Here is a 19,406-nt window from a genome sequence, read left to right as displayed (position 1 = left end):
CCCTCGCCATGAATACCTCTTCGAGAAACATCCTTGCCGGCTTGACGCTGATTGCTGCCGGTATTGCCGTTGGATGGAGCGTCGCCCAATGGCGCGCCGGCCACCTCAGCGGCTCCGCCGCTGCCACCATTGCAAGTGCTCCGACCGAGCGCAAGGTGCTGTATTGGTACGACCCGATGGTGCCGACCCAGAAGTTCGACAAGCCCGGCAAATCGCCCTACATGGACATGGAGTTGATGCCGAAGTACGCAGATGAAGACACTCAGGACAGCACGGGCCTGAGCGTGTCGGCGCAAGCGGTGCAAGCCCTGGGCCTGCGTATAGCCGAAGTCGTGCAGGGCAAGATCGGCGCAGATGTGAACGTCGTGGGCACCGTGCTGCTCAACGACCGCGACGTCAGCATCGTGCAGGCGCGGACCGCTGGCTTCGTCGAGCGTGTCTACGCACGGGCTGCGGGCGACGTGATCGCAGCAGGGGCACCGCTGGCTGACCTATTGCTGCCGGAGTGGATCGCCGCACAGCGCGAGTTTCTCTCGGTTCGCGCGCTGGGCGACACATCTTTGACCGCAGCAGCCCGCCAACGGCTGCTGCTGCTCGGCATGCCGCACGCCCTGATCGCCCAGGTGGAGCGTACAGGCGAGCCCAAGGGGCTGTACACGGTCACAACACCTCAAGGCGGCTTGGTGGCCGAGCTGATGGTGCGCCAGGGCATGACGGTTGCCGCCGGGGAAAGCCTGGCCCGGGTGAATGGCTTGGCCACGGTGTGGATCGAAGCAGCTGTCCCTGAAGCACAAAGCGGGCCATTGCAGGTCGGCCAAACGGCGCAGGTCCGGCTGGCGGCGTTTCCCGGTGAAGTGCTCCAGGCGCGCATCGTGAGCATCCTGCCCGAAGCCAACCGCGAAACCCGTACGGTGCGAGTGCGGCTTGAAATGGCCAATCCCGGCCAGCGCCTGAAGGCCGGCATGTCTGGCCAGATCGCACTCGAAGGCAACGAACAGCCCGCGCTGCTTGTTCCCAGCGAGGCGGTCATCCGCACCGGCAAGCGCGCACTGGCCTATGTGGTCGATGGACCCGGCAAGTTCCATCCCGTGGAGGTCCAGGTGGGCGCGGAGGTAGGCGATCAACTGGTGGTCAACGGCGGGCTCGCGGCGGGACAGCAGGTCGTGGCCTCGGCGCAGTTCCTGATCGACTCGGAAGCCAGCCTGCGGGGCGTGCTGCCTGCAGGTGCCGCGGCGTCCGCGCCTGCATCGGCGCACAACGGGCACGGCACCTCGTCGCCACCGGCCGCGGCCACCAACGCTTTCGTGGTGCGCGGCGTGATCGAGGAGATGTCGCCCACCGAGCTGACGCTGGCGCACGAGGCCGTGCCAGCCCTCCAATGGCCGGCCATGACCATGGGCTTCAAGCTGAGCAGCCCGCAGCTCGCCGCGGGTCTTTCGGTTCGGCAGCAGGTGCGATTCACCTTCTCCAAGCAAGGTGAGGACTACGTGATCACCGCCATCGAAAAGGTGCAGCCATGATCGCCAAACTGATTCGATGGTCGGTGGCCAATCGCTTCCTGGTGCTGCTGGCCACCGCCATGCTCACGGCATGGGGCGTGTGGGGCGTTCGCAGCACGCCCGTGGATGCGCTGCCGGACTTGTCAGACGTGCAGGTCATCATTCGCACCAACTACCCAGGACAGGCGCCGCAGATCGTCGAGAACCAGGTCACCTACCCGTTGGCCACCACCATGCTGTCGGTGCCAGGGGCCAAGACCGTGCGCGGCTTCTCGTTCTTTGGCGACTCGTTCGTCTATGTCTTGTTCGAGGACGGAACCGACCTGTACTGGGCCCGCTCACGGGTACTGGAATACCTGAACCAGGTCCAGGGCCGATTGCCCGCCACGGCGAAGCCGGCCCTGGGTCCGGACGCCACAGGCGTCGGCTGGATCTTCCAGTACGCGCTCGTGGATCGCACGGGCAAGAACGATCTGGCGCAACTGCGTGCGTTGCAGGACTGGTTCCTGAAGTTCGAACTCAAGAGCCTGCCCAACGTGGCCGAAGTGGCATCGGTGGGGGGCATGGTCAAGCAGTACCAGGTCGTGCTCGACCCGATCAAGTTGGCGTCCCATGGCCTCAGTCAGGCTCAAGTCCGCGATGCCCTGATGGGGGCCAACCAGGAGACCGGCGGCTCCGTCCTGGAATTGTCAGGCGCGGAGTACATGGTCCGCGCGAGCGGCTACCTCAAGACCCTGGACGAGTTCCGGGAGATCCCCTTGACGGCACGCGGCGGTGTGCCGGTGCGGCTGGGGGATGTGGCTACGCTCCAGATAGGCCCGGAGATGCGGCGTGGCATTGCCGAACTCGACGGAGAAGGCGAGGTCGCCGGCGGCGTGGTGGTGCTGCGCTCCGGCAAGAATGCCCAGGAGACGATCGCTGCCGTCAAGGCCAAGCTCGCGGAGCTGCAGGGCAGCCTGCCGCCGGGCGTCGAGATCGTCACCACCTACGACCGCAGCGCGCTGATCGAGCGGGCCATTCGCAATCTCACGACCAAGCTGGGCGAAGAGTTTCTGGTGGTGGCGCTGGTCTGCGCACTGTTCCTTTGGCATCTTCGTTCTGCGCTGGTGGCCATCATCTCGCTACCGCTGGGCGTGATGACGGCGTTCCTGGTCATGCGCTACCAGGGCATCAACGCCAACATCATGTCGCTGGGGGGGATTGCCATCGCCGTGGGGGCGATGGTCGATGCAGCGGTGGTGATGATCGAGAACGCCCACAAGAAGCTGGAGGCTTGGCAGCACGCGCACCCGGATCAACGGCTGCAGGGCAAGGAACGGTGGGACGTGATCACACAGGCCGCGGAGGAAGTCGGTCCTGCGCTCTTCTTCTCGCTGCTCATCATCACGCTCTCGTTCATCCCGGTCTTCACCCTAGAAGCGCAGGAAGGCCGGCTGTTCGGCCCGCTGGCGTTCACCAAGACCTACGCGATGGCCGCGGCCGCAGGGCTGTCAGTGACGCTGATTCCCGTACTCATGGGCTACTGGATTCGCGGGCGTATCCCGGATGAGCAGAAGAACCCCATCACCCGCATCCTGATTGCAGCCTACCGGCCAGCACTGGAGTGGGTACTGCGCCGGCCCAAGGCGACGCTGCTGATCGCCGTGCTGGCCTTGGCGACCACGGCCTGGCCCTTGGCGCGGCTCGGCGGTGAGTTTCTGCCGAGGTTGGACGAAGGGGACCTGCTCTACATGCCCTCGGCCCTGCCGGGACTCTCGGCGCAGCGCGCCACGGAGTTGCTGCAGCTGAGCAACCGCATGATCAAGACCGTACCTGAAGTGGACAAGGTGTTCGGCAAGGCAGGACGGGCCGAAACTGCGACCGATCCGGCGCCCCTGGAGATGTTCGAGACCACGGTGAAGCTCAAGCCCAGGGAACAATGGCGTCCAGGCATGACGCCCGAGAAGCTCGTGGAAGAGCTGGATCGTGCCGTGAAGATCCCGGGTCTGTCCAATATCTGGATTCCCCCTATCCGCAATCGCATCGATATGCTGGCTACCGGCATCAAGAGCCCGATCGGGGTGAAGGTGACCGGCAACGACCTGGGCGTGATCGATCGCATCGCTGCAGAGGTCGAGCAGGTCGCCAAGGGCATTCCCGGCGTGACGTCGTCACTCGCGGAGCGCTTGACGGGCGGGCGCTACGTGGATGTTCAGATCGACCGCGTAGCCGCCGGTCGCTACGGCCTGAACATCGCCGATGTCCAGGCGGTCATCGCCGGCGCGGTGGGTGGCGAAAACGTCTCGGAAACGGTCGAGGGGCTTGCCCGCTTTCCGATCAATCTGCGCTACGCGCGAGAATGGCGTGATTCACCACAACGGCTGGCAGAACTACCCATCTTCACGCCGATGGGTCAGCAGATCACGTTGGGGACCGTGGCACGCATCGCGATCACCGATGGGCCGCCCATGCTCAAGAGCGAGAACGCACGGCCCTCCGGTTGGGTCTATGTCGATGTGCGCGGCCGTGATCTAGCCTCGGTGGCCAACGAACTGCGCGATGCCATCGGGCAGCAGGTCAAGCTGGAGCCGGGTGTGAGCATCACCTACTCCGGGCAGTTCGAATACATGGAGCGGGCCAATGCACGCCTGAAGGTTGTGGTGCCTGCCACCCTGTTGATCATCTTCGTTCTGTTGTACCTGACCTTCGCGCGTGTGGACGAAGCGGGCTTGATCATGGCGACCTTGCCCTTCGCGCTCACGGGGGGCATCTGGTTCTTGTACCTGCTGAATTACAACCTGTCCATCGCCACCGGCGTGGGATTCATTGCGCTGGCAGGTGTGGCGGCGGAGTTCGGCGTGGTGATGCTCATCTATTTGAAGCAGGCCTTGGCGGAACGTTGCCCCGATGGGCGCAACCCAACGCGAGAAGAACTGCTCGATGCGATCCGGGAAGGGGCGGTGCTTCGCGTGCGCCCAAAAGCGATGACCGTCGCGGTCATCCTGGCGGGCCTAGTACCCATTGTCTGGAGCAGCGGTACGGGCTCGGAGGTCATGAGTCGCATCGCAGCCCCGATGCTTGGTGGGATGGTGACCGCACCACTGCTGTCGTTGTTCGTGATTCCTGCTGCGTACGTGCTGATGCGCAGGCCGCCCAGGGAGCGTGTCTGATTGCGTGAGCATTGACGCCTCGCTGCACCGAGCGATTTGATGACGTGGCCCATGTGGCCGGCGGCAGGGGCACGCCGCTGGCCCTGAGCCGCCGGACGTAAATTCATGTGTCTATACGACGTGCAGCCATACCGACTCCAAAAGCGGGCGTTACTGGGAGTTCTCTTCAGCGAACCTTCCAAATGCAGGAAGGTCGAAGCTTGTTGGAATGTCGTACAGGAACGGTGCGTCAATGCTCTTTCGCCAATTCCGGCTAAGGTAGGGACCACGGTCCCAAGTCCAGTCTCTTCGGCTTCGCATTACCGATCCGTCACCTCGTAGGATGTGGCCTTGCCCCCGCATAACCGGACACGGTCTATACGCTGGCTGACGCGCTCCCGGTCTGGGCGATTCGCTGTTGATGTTGCCTGAATTCTCTGGGTGACCGCATTCTCAGGCTCGAAGGCGAATGCACATTGTTGAAGTGCTCGAAGGCCAAGTGCAACTGCGCCATGACCGTTGTGGCGTCCGCTAAGTTTATGCGGCTGACGTAGTCGCACTTGAAGGTGTTGATGAAGCTCTCGGCCATGCCGTTGCTTTGCGCGCTGCACGACGGCGTGGTCACTGGCTTGAGGCCAAGGGGCCGAGCAATCGCGCGCGTGTGACCGGCGATGTACGCACCGCCGTTGTCCGTCAGGAGCTCCTGGCGCGGGCTCGCGCTGCGGGCGCAAAGGTCATCCATGTCGTCCATGATGGGGGCCGGGGCTCGCCTTACGACCTCGCCGCCGAGACCGGGCAGATCCATCCCGCCGTTGCATCGCTAGCCGACAAACCCGTCGTAGTCAAGACGGCGCCCAATGCCATCTTCAACACCGACCTGGGCAAGCGCCTGGACGTGGTTGGCGACAAGCAGGTCATCGTCATCTGGTTCATGACCCACATGTGCGTGACCTTCACCGCCGATGGCGCTTTTCCTGCGTGGCAATCAGCCGACCGTCGTGGCGGACGCTTGCGCGACGCGGCCGATCCGCACCGACGCTGTGTATGTGCCAGCCGAGATGCTGCACGAGGCCGCACTGGCGACGATTGCCGACCTCTACGCGGTCGTGGTGCGCTTGGGCGCGTCGTTGAAATAAGGCGAAATGCAGCAGGCCATAGACAGGCACCTGCCGCTGGCCATTGTGCTGCCGCACTTCGTATTACGCCGTCTCAAGCACCGCGGCGCTGTCTACCAGTCGCCGAACGCTCTGCTGCACGTCCTCGCGGATAGGCTTCGGCGGCAGGCCAGCCGTCTGTTGGCGGGTACCCGCGATGATGCGGACGACCAGGCCCAGATTCCCCGGCGTCACGATGTCGACGGCAGGGCGCCCCCCCAAGTCAGGGTGCGGCTGCGTCAGCATGCGATACAGGTCCCAGGAATCCGCCTGCGGGCATTGGTTCATGAGCACCTGGGCCAGCTTGTGCTTGAGCGGCACCAGTTGCCAATCGGGAACTCGCTGCCCCCGGTTGCCCAGGCTGATGGAGAGCAGCTTGCCGGCCTTCAACTCGCGGTTGACCTGGTCCTTGGACTTTCCGGCCAGCTTGCCGAACAAGGGCACCGGCAGACTGCTCGGCGATTCGTAGATGGCCAGCATTTCCTCACGCTCGCGCTGGATGGCGGACACCTCGGGTTCCGGCGCATGCGTCGGAGGCGGTGGCACCTGCGACAGCCGCTGGAAGGTGATTCCCGCGTCGTTTGGCGTCACGACAATGGGGGAGGCCACCACGGGCGGAACGGGAGTCGCAGAAGAGGCTGCAGCGATGTCGTCGGGGTTGTCCTCCCCTGCGATGGCCGGCACGCCCTCGATATGGATGGTGAGGTGGGCACTGGCCGCTTCGACCTGGCCCTGTTCGAGCAAGTCGAGGCGATCTGCCCAGTCCTGCATCATCCGGCGGCGCGGCTCGACGTACTTGGCGTGGTTGTAGGCCGAACTCACCTTGTTCGGGTCCGAGTGCGAAAGCTGCGCGTCCACCCAAATCTTGGGATAGCCGATCTCGTTTAGCGCCGTCGAGATGGTTCCGCGGATGCCGTGCCCGGTCAGTTGATCCTCGTAGCCCATCCGCTTCAAGGCTGCGTTGAGGGTGTTCTCGCTGATGCGCTTCTTGAGTTCGCTGCGGTGCGTGAGCAGATGGATCTGGGCCGGCCTCATCACACCCAACAGGTAGCGCACGATCTCGATGGCCTGGACGGAGAGCGGCACGATGTAGGGCGGCACGTCCTGCGGGCGCTTACCGGCCTTGCGCATCTCGTCCTGGAGTTGCTTGACGATCTGCGGCGGGATGATCCACAGGCCACGGTCGAGGTCGAACTGGTCCGGGGTCGCCAGCCGCAGTTCGCCGGTGCGCACGCCGGTCAGGAACAGTAGCCGGATGCCGAGCTGAGTCTGCCAACCACGAGGGTTGTAGAGCCTGAGCTTCTGCAGGAATTCGGGAAGCGCCGGGAGATGCAGGTAGGGGTTGTGGTTCACAGGGGGCTTGGGCTCGGCCACCACGTCCAGGTCGGAGGCCGGATTGGCTTCCAGCCCCTCCACGATGACAAGGGCATAGCGGAACAACTGCCCCAGCCAGGTGCGGACCTTTTCAGCAGTGGTGAACGCCTTGCGCTCCTCGATCCTCGCCAGGACGCCCAGGAGCTGGGGCCGGCGAATGTCGTAGATCGACATCTGCTTGAGGCTGGGCAGCACGTCCTTGTTGAAGATCCGCAGGATCTGCGACAGCGTGCTGTTCCTGCCTTCCTTGATTTCCTTGCGGCGATGCTCGACCCACGCATCGAAGACGGCCTTGAAGGTGTAGTCGGCCGCCAGCTTGACCGCGTGTCGCTTCTGTTTGCGATCTGTATGGGGGTTGATGCCCTTGGCCAGGAGCGCGCGGGCTTCATCGCGCAAGGCGCGCGCTTCGCGCAGTCCGATCTCGGGGTAGTTCCCGAGGGAGATGCGCTTTTGCTTACCGAGCCAGTAGTAGCGCAAGTGCCAGAACTTGCCGCCAGTGGGGGCAACCACCAAGCCGAGGCCATCGGTATCGGGGATGCTGTGGGTTTTTTCGGCAGCCTTGGCTTGCCGCACGGTCAGATCAGAGAGTGCCATCATCAAGCTCCTAAGTCGTGAGACTTAGGCTCGATGCTGCTGGTCATCCCGATCCAACCCCAGCAACAACCCGGAACCGGCACCACCCGCATTCTTTGGCCTTGTTTTTGGCCTCAAAAACGCTGGCTGTCGGTGGATTTCCGTGGCTTTTGCTGGAATGAAAAAAGGAGCCGAAGCTCCTCTTTTCAATGACTTACAGACATCAATGGAAGTCTGCAGATCATAAATTGGAGCGGGAAACGAGTCTCGAACTCGCGACCTCAACCTTGGCAAGGTTGCGCTCTACCAACTGAGCTATTCCCGCATTTTCGCCGCCGTTCGCACCGCCCAAAAACCGGCGCGCATAGCGAAGAAGCGAGACTATACACTATTTTTTTTCTTCGTTGTCACACGGCGTCGGCGCCCCCCCCCTTCAGATCGCCGCCAGCAGCGTCTCCCTGGCTGCCGCGAGCCGTTCGTCGTCAAGGAATGCCGTCGCCTGCAGCGGCAGGAAATGCAGAGAGGTCAAGCCTATGCAACCGAGCGCGGCCCGCAGGTAGGGAGTAAGGAAATCCGGCTGGTTGGCGCCCTCGCCCGTGAACACGCCCCCGGAGGCAATGCCGATGAATACGGGCCGGTCTCGCAACAGGCCCGCCTTTCCCGTGCGCGAGGACGAAAACGTACGGCCGATGCGCAGGATCTGGTCGATCCACGCCTTGAGCACCGATGGCACCGTGAAGTTGTTCATCGGCGTGCCGATGACCAGGATGTCGGCCGCCTCCACTTCCTGGATCAGTTGCTCCGACAGGCGCATCGCGCCATTCGCCAGCCCCGCCGCCATGGCCCCGGGGGACGACAGCGCGGTCGCGTAGCCGGGCTCGGCGTGCGGCAGTGGCTCCATGCCCAGATCGCGGCGCACCACGATCGCATCGGGATGCTTGGCGCGCATGCGAGCGACGATGGCGGCCGAGAGCCGGCGGCTGTGCGACGCGGATCTCGGGCTGCAATCGACATGCAGTATTTTTTTCATGGTCCGCCCTGCCGCCCTCTATTGCCGCATGCCGATCGCCAACCGGTTGAATGCGCTCATCAGGGCGATGGCAAAGCAAAGGTCGGCGATCTCGGCGTCGCTGAAGTGCTGCTTGAGCGGCTCGTAGTCTTCGTCCGGGGCATGTGTCCGGTCCACGTGCGTGAGCGACTCCGTCCAGGCCAGCACCGCGCGTTCGCGCTCGGTGAAATGGCCGCTCACGCGCCAGCCGGCCAGGGCATCCAGCCTGGCCTCGGGCATGCCGCCGGCGCGCAGTGCTTTCGCGTGCATTTCCAGGCAGAAGGCGCAGCCGTTGATCTGGGACATGCGCAGCCAGACCAGGTCGATCAACGGTTTGCCGAGGCTGCTTTTCTCCAGCGCCTTCTTGGTGGCAATCAGCCCCTGGTAGGCTTCGGGAGAAAGCGTCCAATAGGACAGGCGAAGAGTGCTCATGGAAGATCTCCAATAGGGAAAAAGGAAGAAGGACGGCGCGGCGTCCGCCCTGGCGCGACCTATAGCGGCTGGCAGAAGTGCATGCCCTTGGACAGGAGCCCATTGCGGAAATAGAACCGCTGCCCCAGCGCGTTGCCCAGCCCCGTGTCGAGCACGAAATGCGCGCACGCCTGTCGCCGCGCTTCGTCGCGCACGGCCTCGATCAATTGGCCTCCCACGCCGTGGCGCCGGGCATCCGCCGTCACCACCAGGTCGTCGACATAGAGGAAACGGCCATAGATCAGGTTCTCCTGCATGCGATAGCCCGCCAGCCCCTTGACCTCGCCGCCCTGCCACGCGGCTAGCAGGCGATATCCCTGCTCGCCCTGGCGCCGCGCCTGCGCGGCGAAGGCGGCGGCATCGGCCAGGTGCGGACGCAGTTCGCGCATGACGGGAAAACCGGCCTGGTAGTCCTGGTCGCTTTCCAGGAGGCTCAATCGAAACGTGCTCATGGGGATGTCCTTGTCGTACAGCCACCAATTTAGGAGAATCATGTCCTATGGAATAGGTGCAAGAATTGAATAAATGAGTGGGACATCGAACATGGACCTGCTGCACCTCAAGCCGAGCCGGGAACAGGGTGCGCCGATCTACCTCCAGTTGTACCGGCGCTACCAGGAGGCGATAGCAAGCGGCAGGCTGCAACCAGGGGACCGGGTACCGTCGGTGCGCAGCCTCGCCAGCGAGCTGGGCCTGGCGCGCGGCACGGTCGAAGTGGCCTACCAGATGCTGGTCGGCGAAGGCTATTTCGTGGCGCGCGGCGCCGCCGGCACGGTCGTCTCCCCGCGGCTGGGAAACCTGGTCGATCCGGGCCGGGCCAAGGCGTCGGCGCCGTCACACGCTCCCTCCCCCCGTCCGCGCGCCCTGGACCATCGCATGCTGCCGTTCCAACTCGGCGTGCCTGCGCTGGATGCGTTTCCCCGCAAGACCTGGACGCGCCTGGCCGGGCGCACCGTGCGCACCCTGGAAACCGTGGCGATGACCCATCCCGACCCGGCAGGCTACGACCCGCTACGCCGCGCCATTGCCACTTATCTGGGCATTTCGCGCGGCATCGCCTGTGCGCCCGAGCAGGTATTCGTGACGGCGGGCTACCGGGGCGCGCTGGAACTGGTGCGTCGCACCCTGCTGCAGGCGGGAGACCTGGGCTGGTACGAGGACCCCGGATATATCTTCGCCCGGCAATTCCTGGAACGCGCGGGCATGCGGCTGGCGCCGGTGCCCGTCGACGAAGAAGGACTGGACGTGCGCATCGGCCTGCAACGCGCCGCCGATGCGCGGTTCGCGGTAGTGACGCCCACCCACCAAAGCCCGACCGGCGTGGCGCTTTCGCTGCCCCGCCGGCTGGAACTGCTCGAATGGGCCCATCGCCGTCGCGCGTGGATCATCGAGGACGACTACGACAGCGAATTCCGCTACCACGGCCGGCCCCTGCCGGCGCTCAAGAGCCTGGACCGCAACGGGCGGGTGCTTTATACCGGCACCTTCAGCAAAGTGCTGTTCCCCGGACTGCGGCTGGCCTATCTGGTCGTGCCCGCGTCCCAGGCAGACAAGTTCAGGGACATGGTGGACCACCTGCCCGACCCGGGTTCGGTCCTGCCCCAGGCCATGGTGGCCGATTTCATGGAACAGGGCCACTTCGCCCGGCACCTGCGCAAGATGCGCCCCCTGTACGCGGCCAGGCGCGGCTATCTGGCCGATGCGCTGGCGGAGCTGGCGGGAGGCCGCCTGCACGTCCAGCAGCAGGCGGGCGGCATCCATATACTGGCTCATCTGCTCCCCCGGCAAAGCGACAGGAAGCTGGCCATGGCCGCCCAGGACGAGGGGCTTGCCGTCCAGGCGCTGAACGATTGGCGGATGCGCAAGTCCCCGCAAGGGGGCTTGTTGATGGGGTTCGCCAATTTCGCCACGGCCGGGGAGGCCGCGGCGGCGGTCGGGCGGCTGGCGGCGATACTCGAGAACCCGGGCCGCACCTAGGGCCGCCAAGGGTTGCCCGCGTCCTACGGCAACCGGATGCCGCTGCCTCTTATCGTCACCACCTCTCCGAACTCCCTACCCTGCTCGACGTTGGCTTGCACGTCCGGCCACGACCTTTGCGCGCTGGTGACCGCCGCGGCGGCTTTCGGATCCAGCTCGGTCGGCCGCGGCGACGCGGGCCGGATATCGGCCGACAGCCGTGGCGTTGGCTGAATCAGCGTGTAATTCGAGGCATCCGCGCCGCCCAGTCCGAAGCTGCCCTGCAGCGTCACCGGCTTGCCGGCGCCCGGCTCGGCATCGGCGAACGAGGCCGTCACTCCACGCCCGTCCAGCGCCACGTCGTCGCCCGCCACCACCCCCGACAAGGTTGCGCCCGTCCACGTGGCCGTGGTGGTGCCGTCGTAGGTCTTGTCGTCGGCCGCCACGCCCGCAACGGCCAGCGCCTTGGGCGTTATCGTGTAATCGCCCCCCACGAAACTTATGTCATAGCCCTGCTGGCCGGAATACAGGCCGGACACGCCCAACGTGCGGTTGCCCGCGTTCTTGCCGTCCAGCGCATAGACGGCCGTGCCATCCAGGACCGCCGAGTCGATCGACTGGGTATAGGACCAGCTGGCCGATGTATTGCCATCGTAGACCTTGCTGCCGCCATCGGCCGCGGTCACCGTGATCGACGTCAGGAAGGCTCGCAACAAAGGCGTGGTGCTGCCCTCGTAAATGCGCCAGGCCGTGTCCTCGCCGCCCCGGTCGGAAATATTCCAGCCGGTCTCGGTGAACGTGGAGAGCTGCCGCAGCTCGTCCAGCCGCTTGCCTGTCGCGCCCTCGGGATTGCCCCCTCCCGGTCCGTTGTTGATCGGGTTGCCGCCGGCATCGGTGGTGGCGTAGAAGCTGCGGACGATCGTGCCGTCGTTCATGCCCACCAAACCGCCGCGGGCGCCGGTGCCCGTTACCTGGCCCGTCGCATAGGTCTCGGCGATCGCTCCGTTCGAGTTGCGGCCCACCAGGCCGCCGGTGTTGTCGCCGCCCGTCACGGTGCTTGCCGTATAGGCGTTGGCGATCGTGCCGTTCAAGTTATGGCCGACCAGCCCGCCCGTATCGTCGCCGCCCGCCACCGCCCCGGTCGCATAGACGTTGGCGATGGCGCCCTGATTGACGCCTGCCAAGGCGCCGGTATGGCGGCCGCCCGCCACGATGGCATCGGCCAGGCCCAGGTTGCGCACGGCGCTGCCGCTGCCCAGATGGCCGAACAGGCCGACGTAGTCGGCCGTCCGATCGATCCGCAGGCCGCTGATGACGTAGCCCCGCCCGTCGAAAGTGCCGGTGAAGGCCGCGGCGGGGCCTTCGCCGCCATGGGCGCCGATCGGATTGAACCCCTGGCTGCTCCACATGCCCGATGCGCGCGAGCCGTCGGCCACGGACATATCGATGTCGCCGGCCAGCGTGTAACGGGCCGACAAATCCAGGTCCACCAACTGCAACTGGTGGGCGTTGCCGATGGTGGTGGCGTATTCGAACATCAGGAAGGGACGGGTCGAGCCCTCCGCCATGTACCAGTCGTTGCCGAAGCGGAAGGTCCCGTAGCTGGCCTGGCTGAAGGCATCCGCCGTGCGCAGGCCGACGGGTCCGGTACCGACCGAGGAGCCGGAGCAACCGGCTCCGCCGCAACCCTGCGCCTGGCCGGTGGTGTCCATGTCCCAATAACCGCCGATGACGGTCAGGTAGTTGGTGTCTCCGCTCAGGCCGCCGGTGACCCCGCCTGTCACCTTGCCGGTGGCGTACGAATACCATATGGTGCCGTGCTGATAGCTGCCCACCAACCCGCCCGCGGCGGACGCCCCGGTGACGTCGCCGGTCGCGTAGCTGTACCACGACGAGAACGATTCGAAGGCCCCAACCAGTCCGCCGGCATTGCCGCCCCGGACGTTGCCGCTCGCATAGGCGTACCGAAGGGCCGAATTCGCGCCAGCCCCGATCAATCCGCCGACATTGCCGCTGCCTTCGACGTCGCCGGTGGCATACAGATGATCGGCGCTGTAAAAGAGGTAACCGATCAGCCCGCCGACGTTGTCCACGCCGCGTACGTTGCCGGTGGAATAGGCATGGGATACCAGGCCGCCACTGGAGTACCCCACCAGGGCGCCCGTATTGTTGCGACCATACGTCGAGCCGCCCCTCAGGCCCACGTTGCGGACGATGCTGTCCCTGATGATGTAGCCGAACAAACCCACGTTGTCGGTAGCGGGACGATTGATGGTCAGTCCGTCGATCGTGTGGCCCAGCCCATCGAAAACGCCACTGAAACCGAGGCTGCCGTCATTGGTTCCAATAGGAGAGAAGCCGGAGAAACCGCCGCTGCCGTCCGGGTTCCAGCCCGCCGTGGCGCTGGCGTCGATGTCGCGGCCCAGCGCGTAGTGGCCGTCCAGGCCGCCGCCGATGCCCTGCAACTGGGACAGGCTGGCGACGATGGTGTAGGGCGTGCCCTTGATGCTCAGGCTGTTGCCGGTGCCGGTGAAATCCACCCGGCCGAGGCCCGGCATGACGTTCATCGTGCCCGCGGCGACGGCCGTATCGGAACCATTGGCGGTAGCCGGATTCAGCGCCAGGCCGGCGGTGCCGCCGGCGGTCATCGTCGCGTTGATGTTGATGCTATTGGCAGCGGTCAGCGTCAGGGTATTGGCGCTCCACGCGACCGTGTCGTTGACGTTGAGGTTGCCGGTGCCGGCAGCGGCTCCGGTACTGGATTCGATCGTGACATTGCCGTTGCCCAGTTGGGTGCCCAGCGCGACTCCCGTCATGTCGCCGCCGCTGGCGGCGATGGTGAAATCCACCGGATCGATCAGCCAGGTGCCGTTCCGGCCGCTGGCCGCCTTGGTCGTGATGCGGGCATCGTCGGCGATACCCACCCGCGCCGCGCTGGTTTCGATGAAGCCGCCATCGCCCCCGGCCGATGCGCTGGCGTCGAGCGTGCCGGCCACCTCGATGCGATCCTTTTCCATGCCGCCCAGCAGCACGATCCGGCCGTCTTCCCCCGTGGACAGGGTGCGCGCTTCGGTCACGCCCGTGTGGTTGATGACCGTGGACGTCAGCGCGCCGGCCGAGGCCGCCGTCATGTACACCCGCCCGCCGTCCGCGCGGATCGCGCCTCCCTGCTCGATCAGCGCGTCGATCGCCCCTTCGTCCACCTTGATCTTGACCGGCCCGCCCAGGTCCAGCGTGACCTTGTCTCCCGCGCCCAGCAGCACGTTGCCCTTGCCGGCCTCGATGCGGCCCCGGTTGGCCACGCGCGCCGCCACCAGCGCCACCGTGCCGCCGTCAGCGGCGCGGATCGTGCCCTCGTTGACGACGCCGGCGCCGCTGCGGCCTTGCAGGACGTATTTGCCGTCCTGCTCGGCGATGGCGTGCGTGGTGGCGATCAACCCGCCCACGTCCACCTGGGCGGTGGGGCTGAACACGATGCCATTGGGGTTGGACAGGAAGACCTGCCCATTGGCCTTGAGCGCCCCCTGGATCGAACTGACGTCGCTGCCCGTGACCCGGTTGACGGCCACCGAGCTCGCGTCCGGCTGCACGAACCGGACCGAATTGCCGCTGCCGATGGAGAAGCTCGTCCAGTCCATCCCCAGCCTGGCGCTGGACTGGGTGATGGTCATGTCCGGGCCGCTTTGGTGGATGACGCCGGCCCCCGAGGTGACCTGCCCGCCCGTGGGTAGCGGGCCCGCCGCCCACGACGGCGCGGCCCCTGCCAGCAAGCCGCCCCCGAGGAATCCCGCCATCAGGCTTGCCTCGGCCAGCCGCCGCAACCGCTGCCCGCCGCGCTTGCCGTGCGACTTCTGGATCTCCGGTACCGCCACCCAGACACCCCTGGCCTCGCTCCATGCCAGGCGATACGTATGGTTCAGGCTTGCGCGTTTCATAGGTCTCTCTCAAAAGCGATAAACCAGGCTGGCCCATGCCAGCGGCCGCGCGTCACGCGTATCGGATCGCGGCTTGCCCCCGTGCGTGCGCCAGGCCAGGCTCACGTCCACCGTCCACGCCTTCTGCACGGTCGCCCGCAAGCCGAAGCCCGCGCCCGACAACGTCCGGGTGTTCTCGCCCGGCGCCCAAGGATCCTGGTTGACCTTGACCCGGCCTATGTCGAAGAAACCGTAGGGCGTGACGTTGCCGATCGGATAGCGCAGCTCGGTCTGCAGCAGCCAGCCCGAATCGCCGTAGCCTTCGCCGAGCGGATACGCCCGCACCCCGCCCTGCCCCCCCAGCCCGAAGCTTTCTGACGAATGCAGGTTCTTGTTCGCCCACTGCGCCATGAAACGCGCGTACAGGTTGAGGTTCGCCGGCAATTGCTGCAGCCGCGCCACGTCCAGGTTCAACTTGTGGAAATGGCCGTTGCTGCGCGCCGTTGCCTGGTCCACCGCCATCAGGGTCGGCCCCAGGTGCAGCTTGCCCGGCGTCCAGCTCAACTGCCCATAGGTCAGCCCGCCCAGGCCGGCCAGCAGGCTGTCGCGCGCGTCGAAGCGCAGGCTGAACGGCAAGCTGTCGCTGGAGGCCTTGGTACGGCTGTCGGCGGCCTCGATGTCGTCCCTGAGGGTCTTGTGCTAATAGAGCAGTCCGGCGGTCACCCCGCCCCAGGCCGCCCGCCACAGCGGATATGACAGCCCCACCGCGGCGATGTCGGCTCTCCCGGTGGCATTGAGCGACGAGAACTCCTTGCCCAGCTCGTAGCGGGTGTGGGCGAAACGCGCTTCTGCCCGCAAGCCGCTGGTGCCCAGCGGGGCCTCGTAGCCAAGCGCACCCAGCCACATGGTTTCGGTGGTGAGCAAGGCGTCCAGGGTGGCGCGGTCGCCGAAGGTGAACAGGCTGTTGCCCCACAGGCCCAGGCCGGCGCGCCCGGCGCCGGTGTAGCGGTTGCCGTAGTTGTCGACACTGGCCTGGCCGCCCCATTTCCGGGCCATGGCCACGCCGACGTCGAGATCGCCTTCGCCCACGGCCGAGCCCGGCCCCATGACCGGATCGACCGCGACGCCGGGCAGGTCGGACAGCAGGTAGATGCTGCGCTCGAGTTCGCGGCCGCCGATGACCTGGCCGGGCCGCAAGGCCGACAGCCACGGCTGGGCCTGGCCGGCCAGTTCACCCGAGGCCGCGACCCGGCCATAACGCCCTTCCAGCACCTGGATGCGCAAGACGCCGCCCTCCAGTTCCTGGGCCGGAACGAGGGCGCGGGCGAACGGATAGCCGGCACGACGGTAATGATCGGTGATGCGATCCGCCAGGGCCTTCAGGCCGGCCAGATCGTAGCGGCGGCCCGGCGCATCGGCCACCAGCGCCTGGAGTTGCGCGGACGGGATTACGGAATTGCCATCGATGATGATGGAGCTGACGGCAACCTGCGGTCCGCCAGGCGCGGTGGGCTGGACCACGGGCGCATCGAGTCTGAATGCGGGAGGAGTGCCCGGCTGCGGCAGGCGTGGCCGCAGCTCTTGCAAGGTCCGGCCCGCATCGGGCGCCTGCTGGGCTTGGACGGACGCGGCCGGCATGACGGCGGCAAGGCAGGCCGCCAGCGGCAGCGCGGCGGCGATGATGAGATGGCGAGGGATGATGTGCATTGCTTCCGGGAAGCTCCGTGAGGTCCACGCGTGACCACCGCCGGGCTCGGAAACAACGGATTGTGTCCCAGGGGGTTATAGCCATCGGATGATGGTAACCCTTATTTGCAGATGATCTCAAATCCCTTCAATTTACACTGTTCGAACCGAGGAATTTCTGCATATGTGGCTGGAGATGAAAAAAGCGCCATAACTCCCTTTTCCATGACTTACAGACGTCGGTGGCGGTCTGTAGAGCATGAACTTGAGCGAGAGGCGAGTTGCGATCTCAATCTTGGCAAGGTTGCGCTACCATTTGAGCTATTCCCGCGGCACCAGCCTCGACCGATTGCCCGACATCGGCAGCCATCGGGCTAGGGTGCAAACTATACGACTTTCTAACGGACTACAGCGCCCCTGCCCCGCCCTCCTAGAACGCGACCTGCAGCGTAATCTCGCCGCGCGAGCTGCCATGCCCGGAAACATTCGCCGGTAGCGGCATCAGTCGCACACAGGGTCAGGCGTGGTTCGAAAAGCGGCTTGGGCTGGAAAAAATCCAAGGATCGGTGATGAACAAGCAGGCGAAATCGATGAGAAAGCAAGATATTCCGCGCATTGAATCCCTACGAGTGGAAAACTACCGTGCACTACGCAAAGTCGAATTGGATAAGCTGACGCCCATGACCGTATTGCTCGGGCCAAACGGTAGCGGCAAATCGACCATTTTCGACGTCTTCAATTTTTTATCCGAGTGTTTTCAGTTCGGATTGCGGCATGCCTGGGATCGACGCGGTCGAGGCAAGGAACTCAAAACACGTGGAGCCGAAGGTCCAATTGCTTTTGAACTGAAGTATCGCGAGCACCGCACAGCTCCCATCATTACCTACCGATTGGCAATTGACGAAGGAGCGAAAGGGCCGGAGGTTGTCGAAGAGTATTTGCAATGGAAGCGAGGAAGCCATGGACGCCCCTTCCGCTTCCTCGAGTTCGCACGTGGTGAAGGCTCGGCTATCAGCGGAGACATGCCTGACGAAGACGACAAACGCGTACCACAGAAATTGCGAACCCCGGACCTGATCGCGGTCAGCACGCTAGGGCAGTTCTCGGATCACCCGCGCGTAGCCGCGCTACGCGAGTTCATCACCGATTGGTATGTGTCCTACCTGTCCATAGACCAGACACGCAATCAACCAGAAGCAGGACCACAAGAGCGCTTGAGCAAGGGCGGGGAAAATCTGCCAAACGTGATTCAGTATTTGAAAGAGCAATACCCCGACCGCCTGGAGCAGATCTTCGCCGTATTGCGTCAACGCATTCCACGTCTAGAGCGAGTGGAGGCCGAGCCGATGCCGGACGGACGTTTGCTACTACAAATCAAGGACGCACCTTTTGAACAGCCCGTGCTATCCAAGTTTGCGTCGGATGGCACCATGAAAATGCTGGCTTACCTGACTGTACTCTATGATCCCGAACCGCCGCGTTTCATTGGCATCGAGGAACCGGAAAACTTCCTACATCCCCGTTTGTTGCCAGAGTTGGCGGAAGAGTGCAGGGCCGCTGCCGAGCGGTCGCAACTGCTTATCACGAGTCACTCCCCTTTTCTGCTCAATGCCATGCGCGCCGAGGAAGTTCGGGTTCTTTACCGGGATGAGCAAGGATTCACACAAGCGGTCAGGGCCTGCGATATTCCGGGTATTCCTGCGTTCATGAAGGCGGGAGCTACATTGGGATACCTGTGGATGGAAGGTCATTTCGGCCTTGGCGATCCACTAGTGAATCAGGGTGCGCCGCGCCCCGTTAGAAAGGGGCGTGACTGATGCTGGAAAAACTGGTTGTGTTCGTCGAAGAATACTCGATGGAAGTTGCCTTGGAGCAACTGCTGCCAAAGCTACTGGGCGACATCGAGTTCCAGATCATTCGCTTTCAATGCAAAAACGACCTACTCAAGCAGGCCCCCAACCGCTTGAAAGGCTATGCAGCCTGGTTACCCAAAAACTGGCGTCTTCTCATTCTGCTGGATAGAGACGACGACGACTGTATCGCACTGAAATCCGAACTGGAGAACATTGCCGCCACATCCGGCTTGCGAACCAAAACGGCAGAGGGAAATGGGCAGAATTTCCAAGTAATCACCCGGATAGCCATCGAGGAACTAGAGGCGTGGTTCTTTGGCGATTGGCAAGCGATACAGAAGGCTTATCCACGTGTTTCAGCCACTGTTTCTCAAAAGGCGGGCTTCCGTGATCCCGACGCAATTGCGGGGGGCACCTGGGAAGCCATGGAACGGGTTCTCAAGAAAGCCGGCTACTTCAGTACTGGACTGCGCAAAGTAGAACTGGCACGCAGTGTCGCCATACACATGGATTGTGAGAAAAATCGTTCACGTAGCTTCCAGGCTTTCACTGAAGCCGTTACCGCAGCCATGGCGTAAAGTTATCGACAAAATGTGGAGAGAAGAATGCCGAAGTGGGAAGAGTATCTCGCACGCCTCCCCCCGCGCCAGTTGGACTGCCCCCTGAACAGCGCAATCAGAAATCCACCGTGGCCGACAGCAGCACGGTACGCGGCGCCGCCTGCCGCAGATAGCCCCCCATGCCGACGGC

At 64.4% G+C, this 19,406-nt stretch carries 11 protein-coding genes, 1 tRNA gene and 3 pseudogenes; 7 read left to right on the top strand and 8 right to left on the bottom strand.

Annotation, left to right across the window (positions count from 1 at the left end):
• The first annotated feature begins 8 nt into the window (after positions 1-8).
• Positions 9-1,520 carry an efflux RND transporter periplasmic adaptor subunit gene (locus N5K27_RS27330; protein WP_213155067.1) on the top strand — a complete coding sequence of 504 codons (1,512 nt, stop codon included), beginning with the start codon at positions 9-11 and terminating at the stop codon, positions 1,518-1,520.
• Positions 1,517-4,648, top strand: a complete 3,132-nt coding sequence (locus N5K27_RS27325; protein ID WP_213155068.1) for an efflux RND transporter permease subunit — start codon at positions 1,517-1,519, stop codon at positions 4,646-4,648. The genes N5K27_RS27330 and N5K27_RS27325 overlap by 4 nt, the downstream gene beginning before the upstream one ends.
• A gap of 355 nt (positions 4,649-5,003) precedes the next feature.
• Here N5K27_RS27325 and N5K27_RS27320 read toward each other — a convergent pair.
• Positions 5,004-5,330 (bottom strand): annotated as a pseudogene (locus tag N5K27_RS27320) (integrase core domain-containing protein); the annotation flags it as partial.
• On the opposite strand from N5K27_RS27320, the pseudogene N5K27_RS27315 reads away from it, so the two are divergent.
• Positions 5,289-5,540 (top strand): annotated as a pseudogene (locus tag N5K27_RS27315) (cysteine hydrolase); the annotation flags it as partial. The pseudogenes N5K27_RS27320 and N5K27_RS27315 overlap by 42 nt on opposite strands.
• A 49-nt stretch (positions 5,541-5,589) precedes the next feature.
• Positions 5,590-5,763, top strand: coding sequence for a hypothetical protein (locus tag N5K27_RS27310; protein ID WP_023087250.1), 174 nt, complete (start codon positions 5,590-5,592; stop codon positions 5,761-5,763).
• Positions 5,764-5,826: 63 nt separating this feature from the next.
• Here the strand turns inward: N5K27_RS27310 and N5K27_RS27305 are convergent, their stop codons facing one another.
• The 5 genes from N5K27_RS27305 to N5K27_RS27285 form a co-directional block, all read right to left on the bottom strand.
• Positions 5,827-7,749 carry an integrase arm-type DNA-binding domain-containing protein gene (locus N5K27_RS27305; protein ID WP_213155073.1) on the bottom strand — a complete coding sequence of 641 codons (1,923 nt, stop codon included), beginning with the start codon at positions 7,747-7,749 and terminating at the stop codon, positions 5,827-5,829.
• A 228-nt stretch (positions 7,750-7,977) separates the two neighbouring features.
• Positions 7,978-8,053, bottom strand: a tRNA-Gly gene (locus N5K27_RS27300).
• 108 nt (positions 8,054-8,161) lie between these two features.
• Positions 8,162-8,758: an NAD(P)H-dependent oxidoreductase gene (locus N5K27_RS27295; protein WP_087836939.1), complete on the bottom strand. Its 597-nt coding sequence runs from the start codon at positions 8,756-8,758 to the stop codon at positions 8,162-8,164.
• An 18-nt stretch (positions 8,759-8,776) separates the two neighbouring features.
• A complete protein-coding gene (locus tag N5K27_RS27290) occupies positions 8,777-9,208 on the bottom strand; it encodes a carboxymuconolactone decarboxylase family protein (protein ID WP_087836938.1) in 432 nt (143 codons plus the stop codon).
• 59 nt (positions 9,209-9,267) lie between these two features.
• Entirely contained in the window at positions 9,268-9,699 is a 432-nt protein-coding gene (locus N5K27_RS27285) for a GNAT family N-acetyltransferase (protein ID WP_279820674.1), read from the bottom strand.
• Positions 9,700-9,790: 91 nt separating this feature from the next.
• Between N5K27_RS27285 and N5K27_RS27280 the strand changes: the two genes are divergently transcribed.
• Positions 9,791-11,224, top strand: coding sequence for a PLP-dependent aminotransferase family protein (locus N5K27_RS27280; RefSeq protein WP_279820672.1), 1,434 nt, complete (start codon positions 9,791-9,793; stop codon positions 11,222-11,224).
• A gap of 23 nt (positions 11,225-11,247) precedes the next feature.
• Here the strand turns inward: N5K27_RS27280 and N5K27_RS27275 are convergent, their stop codons facing one another.
• Positions 11,248-15,138, bottom strand: a complete 3,891-nt coding sequence (locus N5K27_RS27275) for a filamentous hemagglutinin N-terminal domain-containing protein (protein WP_279820670.1) — start codon at positions 15,136-15,138, stop codon at positions 11,248-11,250.
• A 9-nt stretch (positions 15,139-15,147) separates the two neighbouring features.
• A pseudogene (locus N5K27_RS27270) lies at positions 15,148-16,755 on the bottom strand (ShlB/FhaC/HecB family hemolysin secretion/activation protein).
• Positions 16,756-17,372: 617 nt separating this feature from the next.
• On the opposite strand from N5K27_RS27270, the gene N5K27_RS27265 reads away from it, so the two are divergent.
• On the top strand, positions 17,373-18,620 hold the full coding sequence (locus N5K27_RS27265) for an AAA family ATPase (protein ID WP_279820668.1): 1,248 nt from the start codon (positions 17,373-17,375) through the stop codon (positions 18,618-18,620).
• Positions 18,620-19,234 carry a DUF4276 family protein gene (locus N5K27_RS27260; RefSeq protein WP_279820666.1) on the top strand — a complete coding sequence of 205 codons (615 nt, stop codon included), beginning with the start codon at positions 18,620-18,622 and terminating at the stop codon, positions 19,232-19,234. Before N5K27_RS27265 ends, N5K27_RS27260 begins: the two co-directional genes overlap by 1 nt.
• Positions 19,235-19,406 lie beyond the last annotated feature (172 nt).

Origin of the sequence: Pigmentiphaga sp. GD03639, from assembly GCF_029845405.1 — a bacterium.
GTDB lineage: Bacteria > Pseudomonadota > Gammaproteobacteria > Burkholderiales > Burkholderiaceae_B > Pigmentiphaga > Pigmentiphaga daeguensis.
Note: the sequence above shows the minus strand (reverse complement) of the source record. Positions and strands in the feature narration are given on the sequence as shown.

Excerpts from the sequence above, each read along its gene's own strand:
- N5K27_RS27265 (WP_279820668.1), top strand. The coding sequence starts at position 17,373 with ATGAACAAGCAGGCGAAATCGATGAGAAAGCAAGATATTCCGCGCATT.
- N5K27_RS27310 (WP_023087250.1), top strand. The coding sequence starts at position 5,590 with ATGGCGCTTTTCCTGCGTGGCAATCAGCCGACCGTCGTGGCGGACGCT.
- N5K27_RS27260 (WP_279820666.1), top strand. The coding sequence starts at position 18,620 with ATGCTGGAAAAACTGGTTGTGTTCGTCGAAGAATACTCGATGGAAGTT.
- N5K27_RS27275 (WP_279820670.1), bottom strand. The coding sequence starts at position 15,138 with ATGAAACGCGCAAGCCTGAACCATACGTATCGCCTGGCATGGAGCGAG.
- N5K27_RS27330 (WP_213155067.1), top strand. The coding sequence starts at position 9 with ATGAATACCTCTTCGAGAAACATCCTTGCCGGCTTGACGCTGATTGCT.
- N5K27_RS27295 (WP_087836939.1), bottom strand. The coding sequence starts at position 8,758 with ATGAAAAAAATACTGCATGTCGATTGCAGCCCGAGATCCGCGTCGCAC.
- N5K27_RS27305 (WP_213155073.1), bottom strand. The coding sequence starts at position 7,749 with ATGGCACTCTCTGATCTGACCGTGCGGCAAGCCAAGGCTGCCGAAAAA.
- N5K27_RS27285 (WP_279820674.1), bottom strand. The coding sequence starts at position 9,699 with ATGAGCACGTTTCGATTGAGCCTCCTGGAAAGCGACCAGGACTACCAG.
- N5K27_RS27325 (WP_213155068.1), top strand. The coding sequence starts at position 1,517 with ATGATCGCCAAACTGATTCGATGGTCGGTGGCCAATCGCTTCCTGGTG.
- N5K27_RS27290 (WP_087836938.1), bottom strand. The coding sequence starts at position 9,208 with ATGAGCACTCTTCGCCTGTCCTATTGGACGCTTTCTCCCGAAGCCTAC.
- N5K27_RS27280 (WP_279820672.1), top strand. The coding sequence starts at position 9,791 with ATGGACCTGCTGCACCTCAAGCCGAGCCGGGAACAGGGTGCGCCGATC.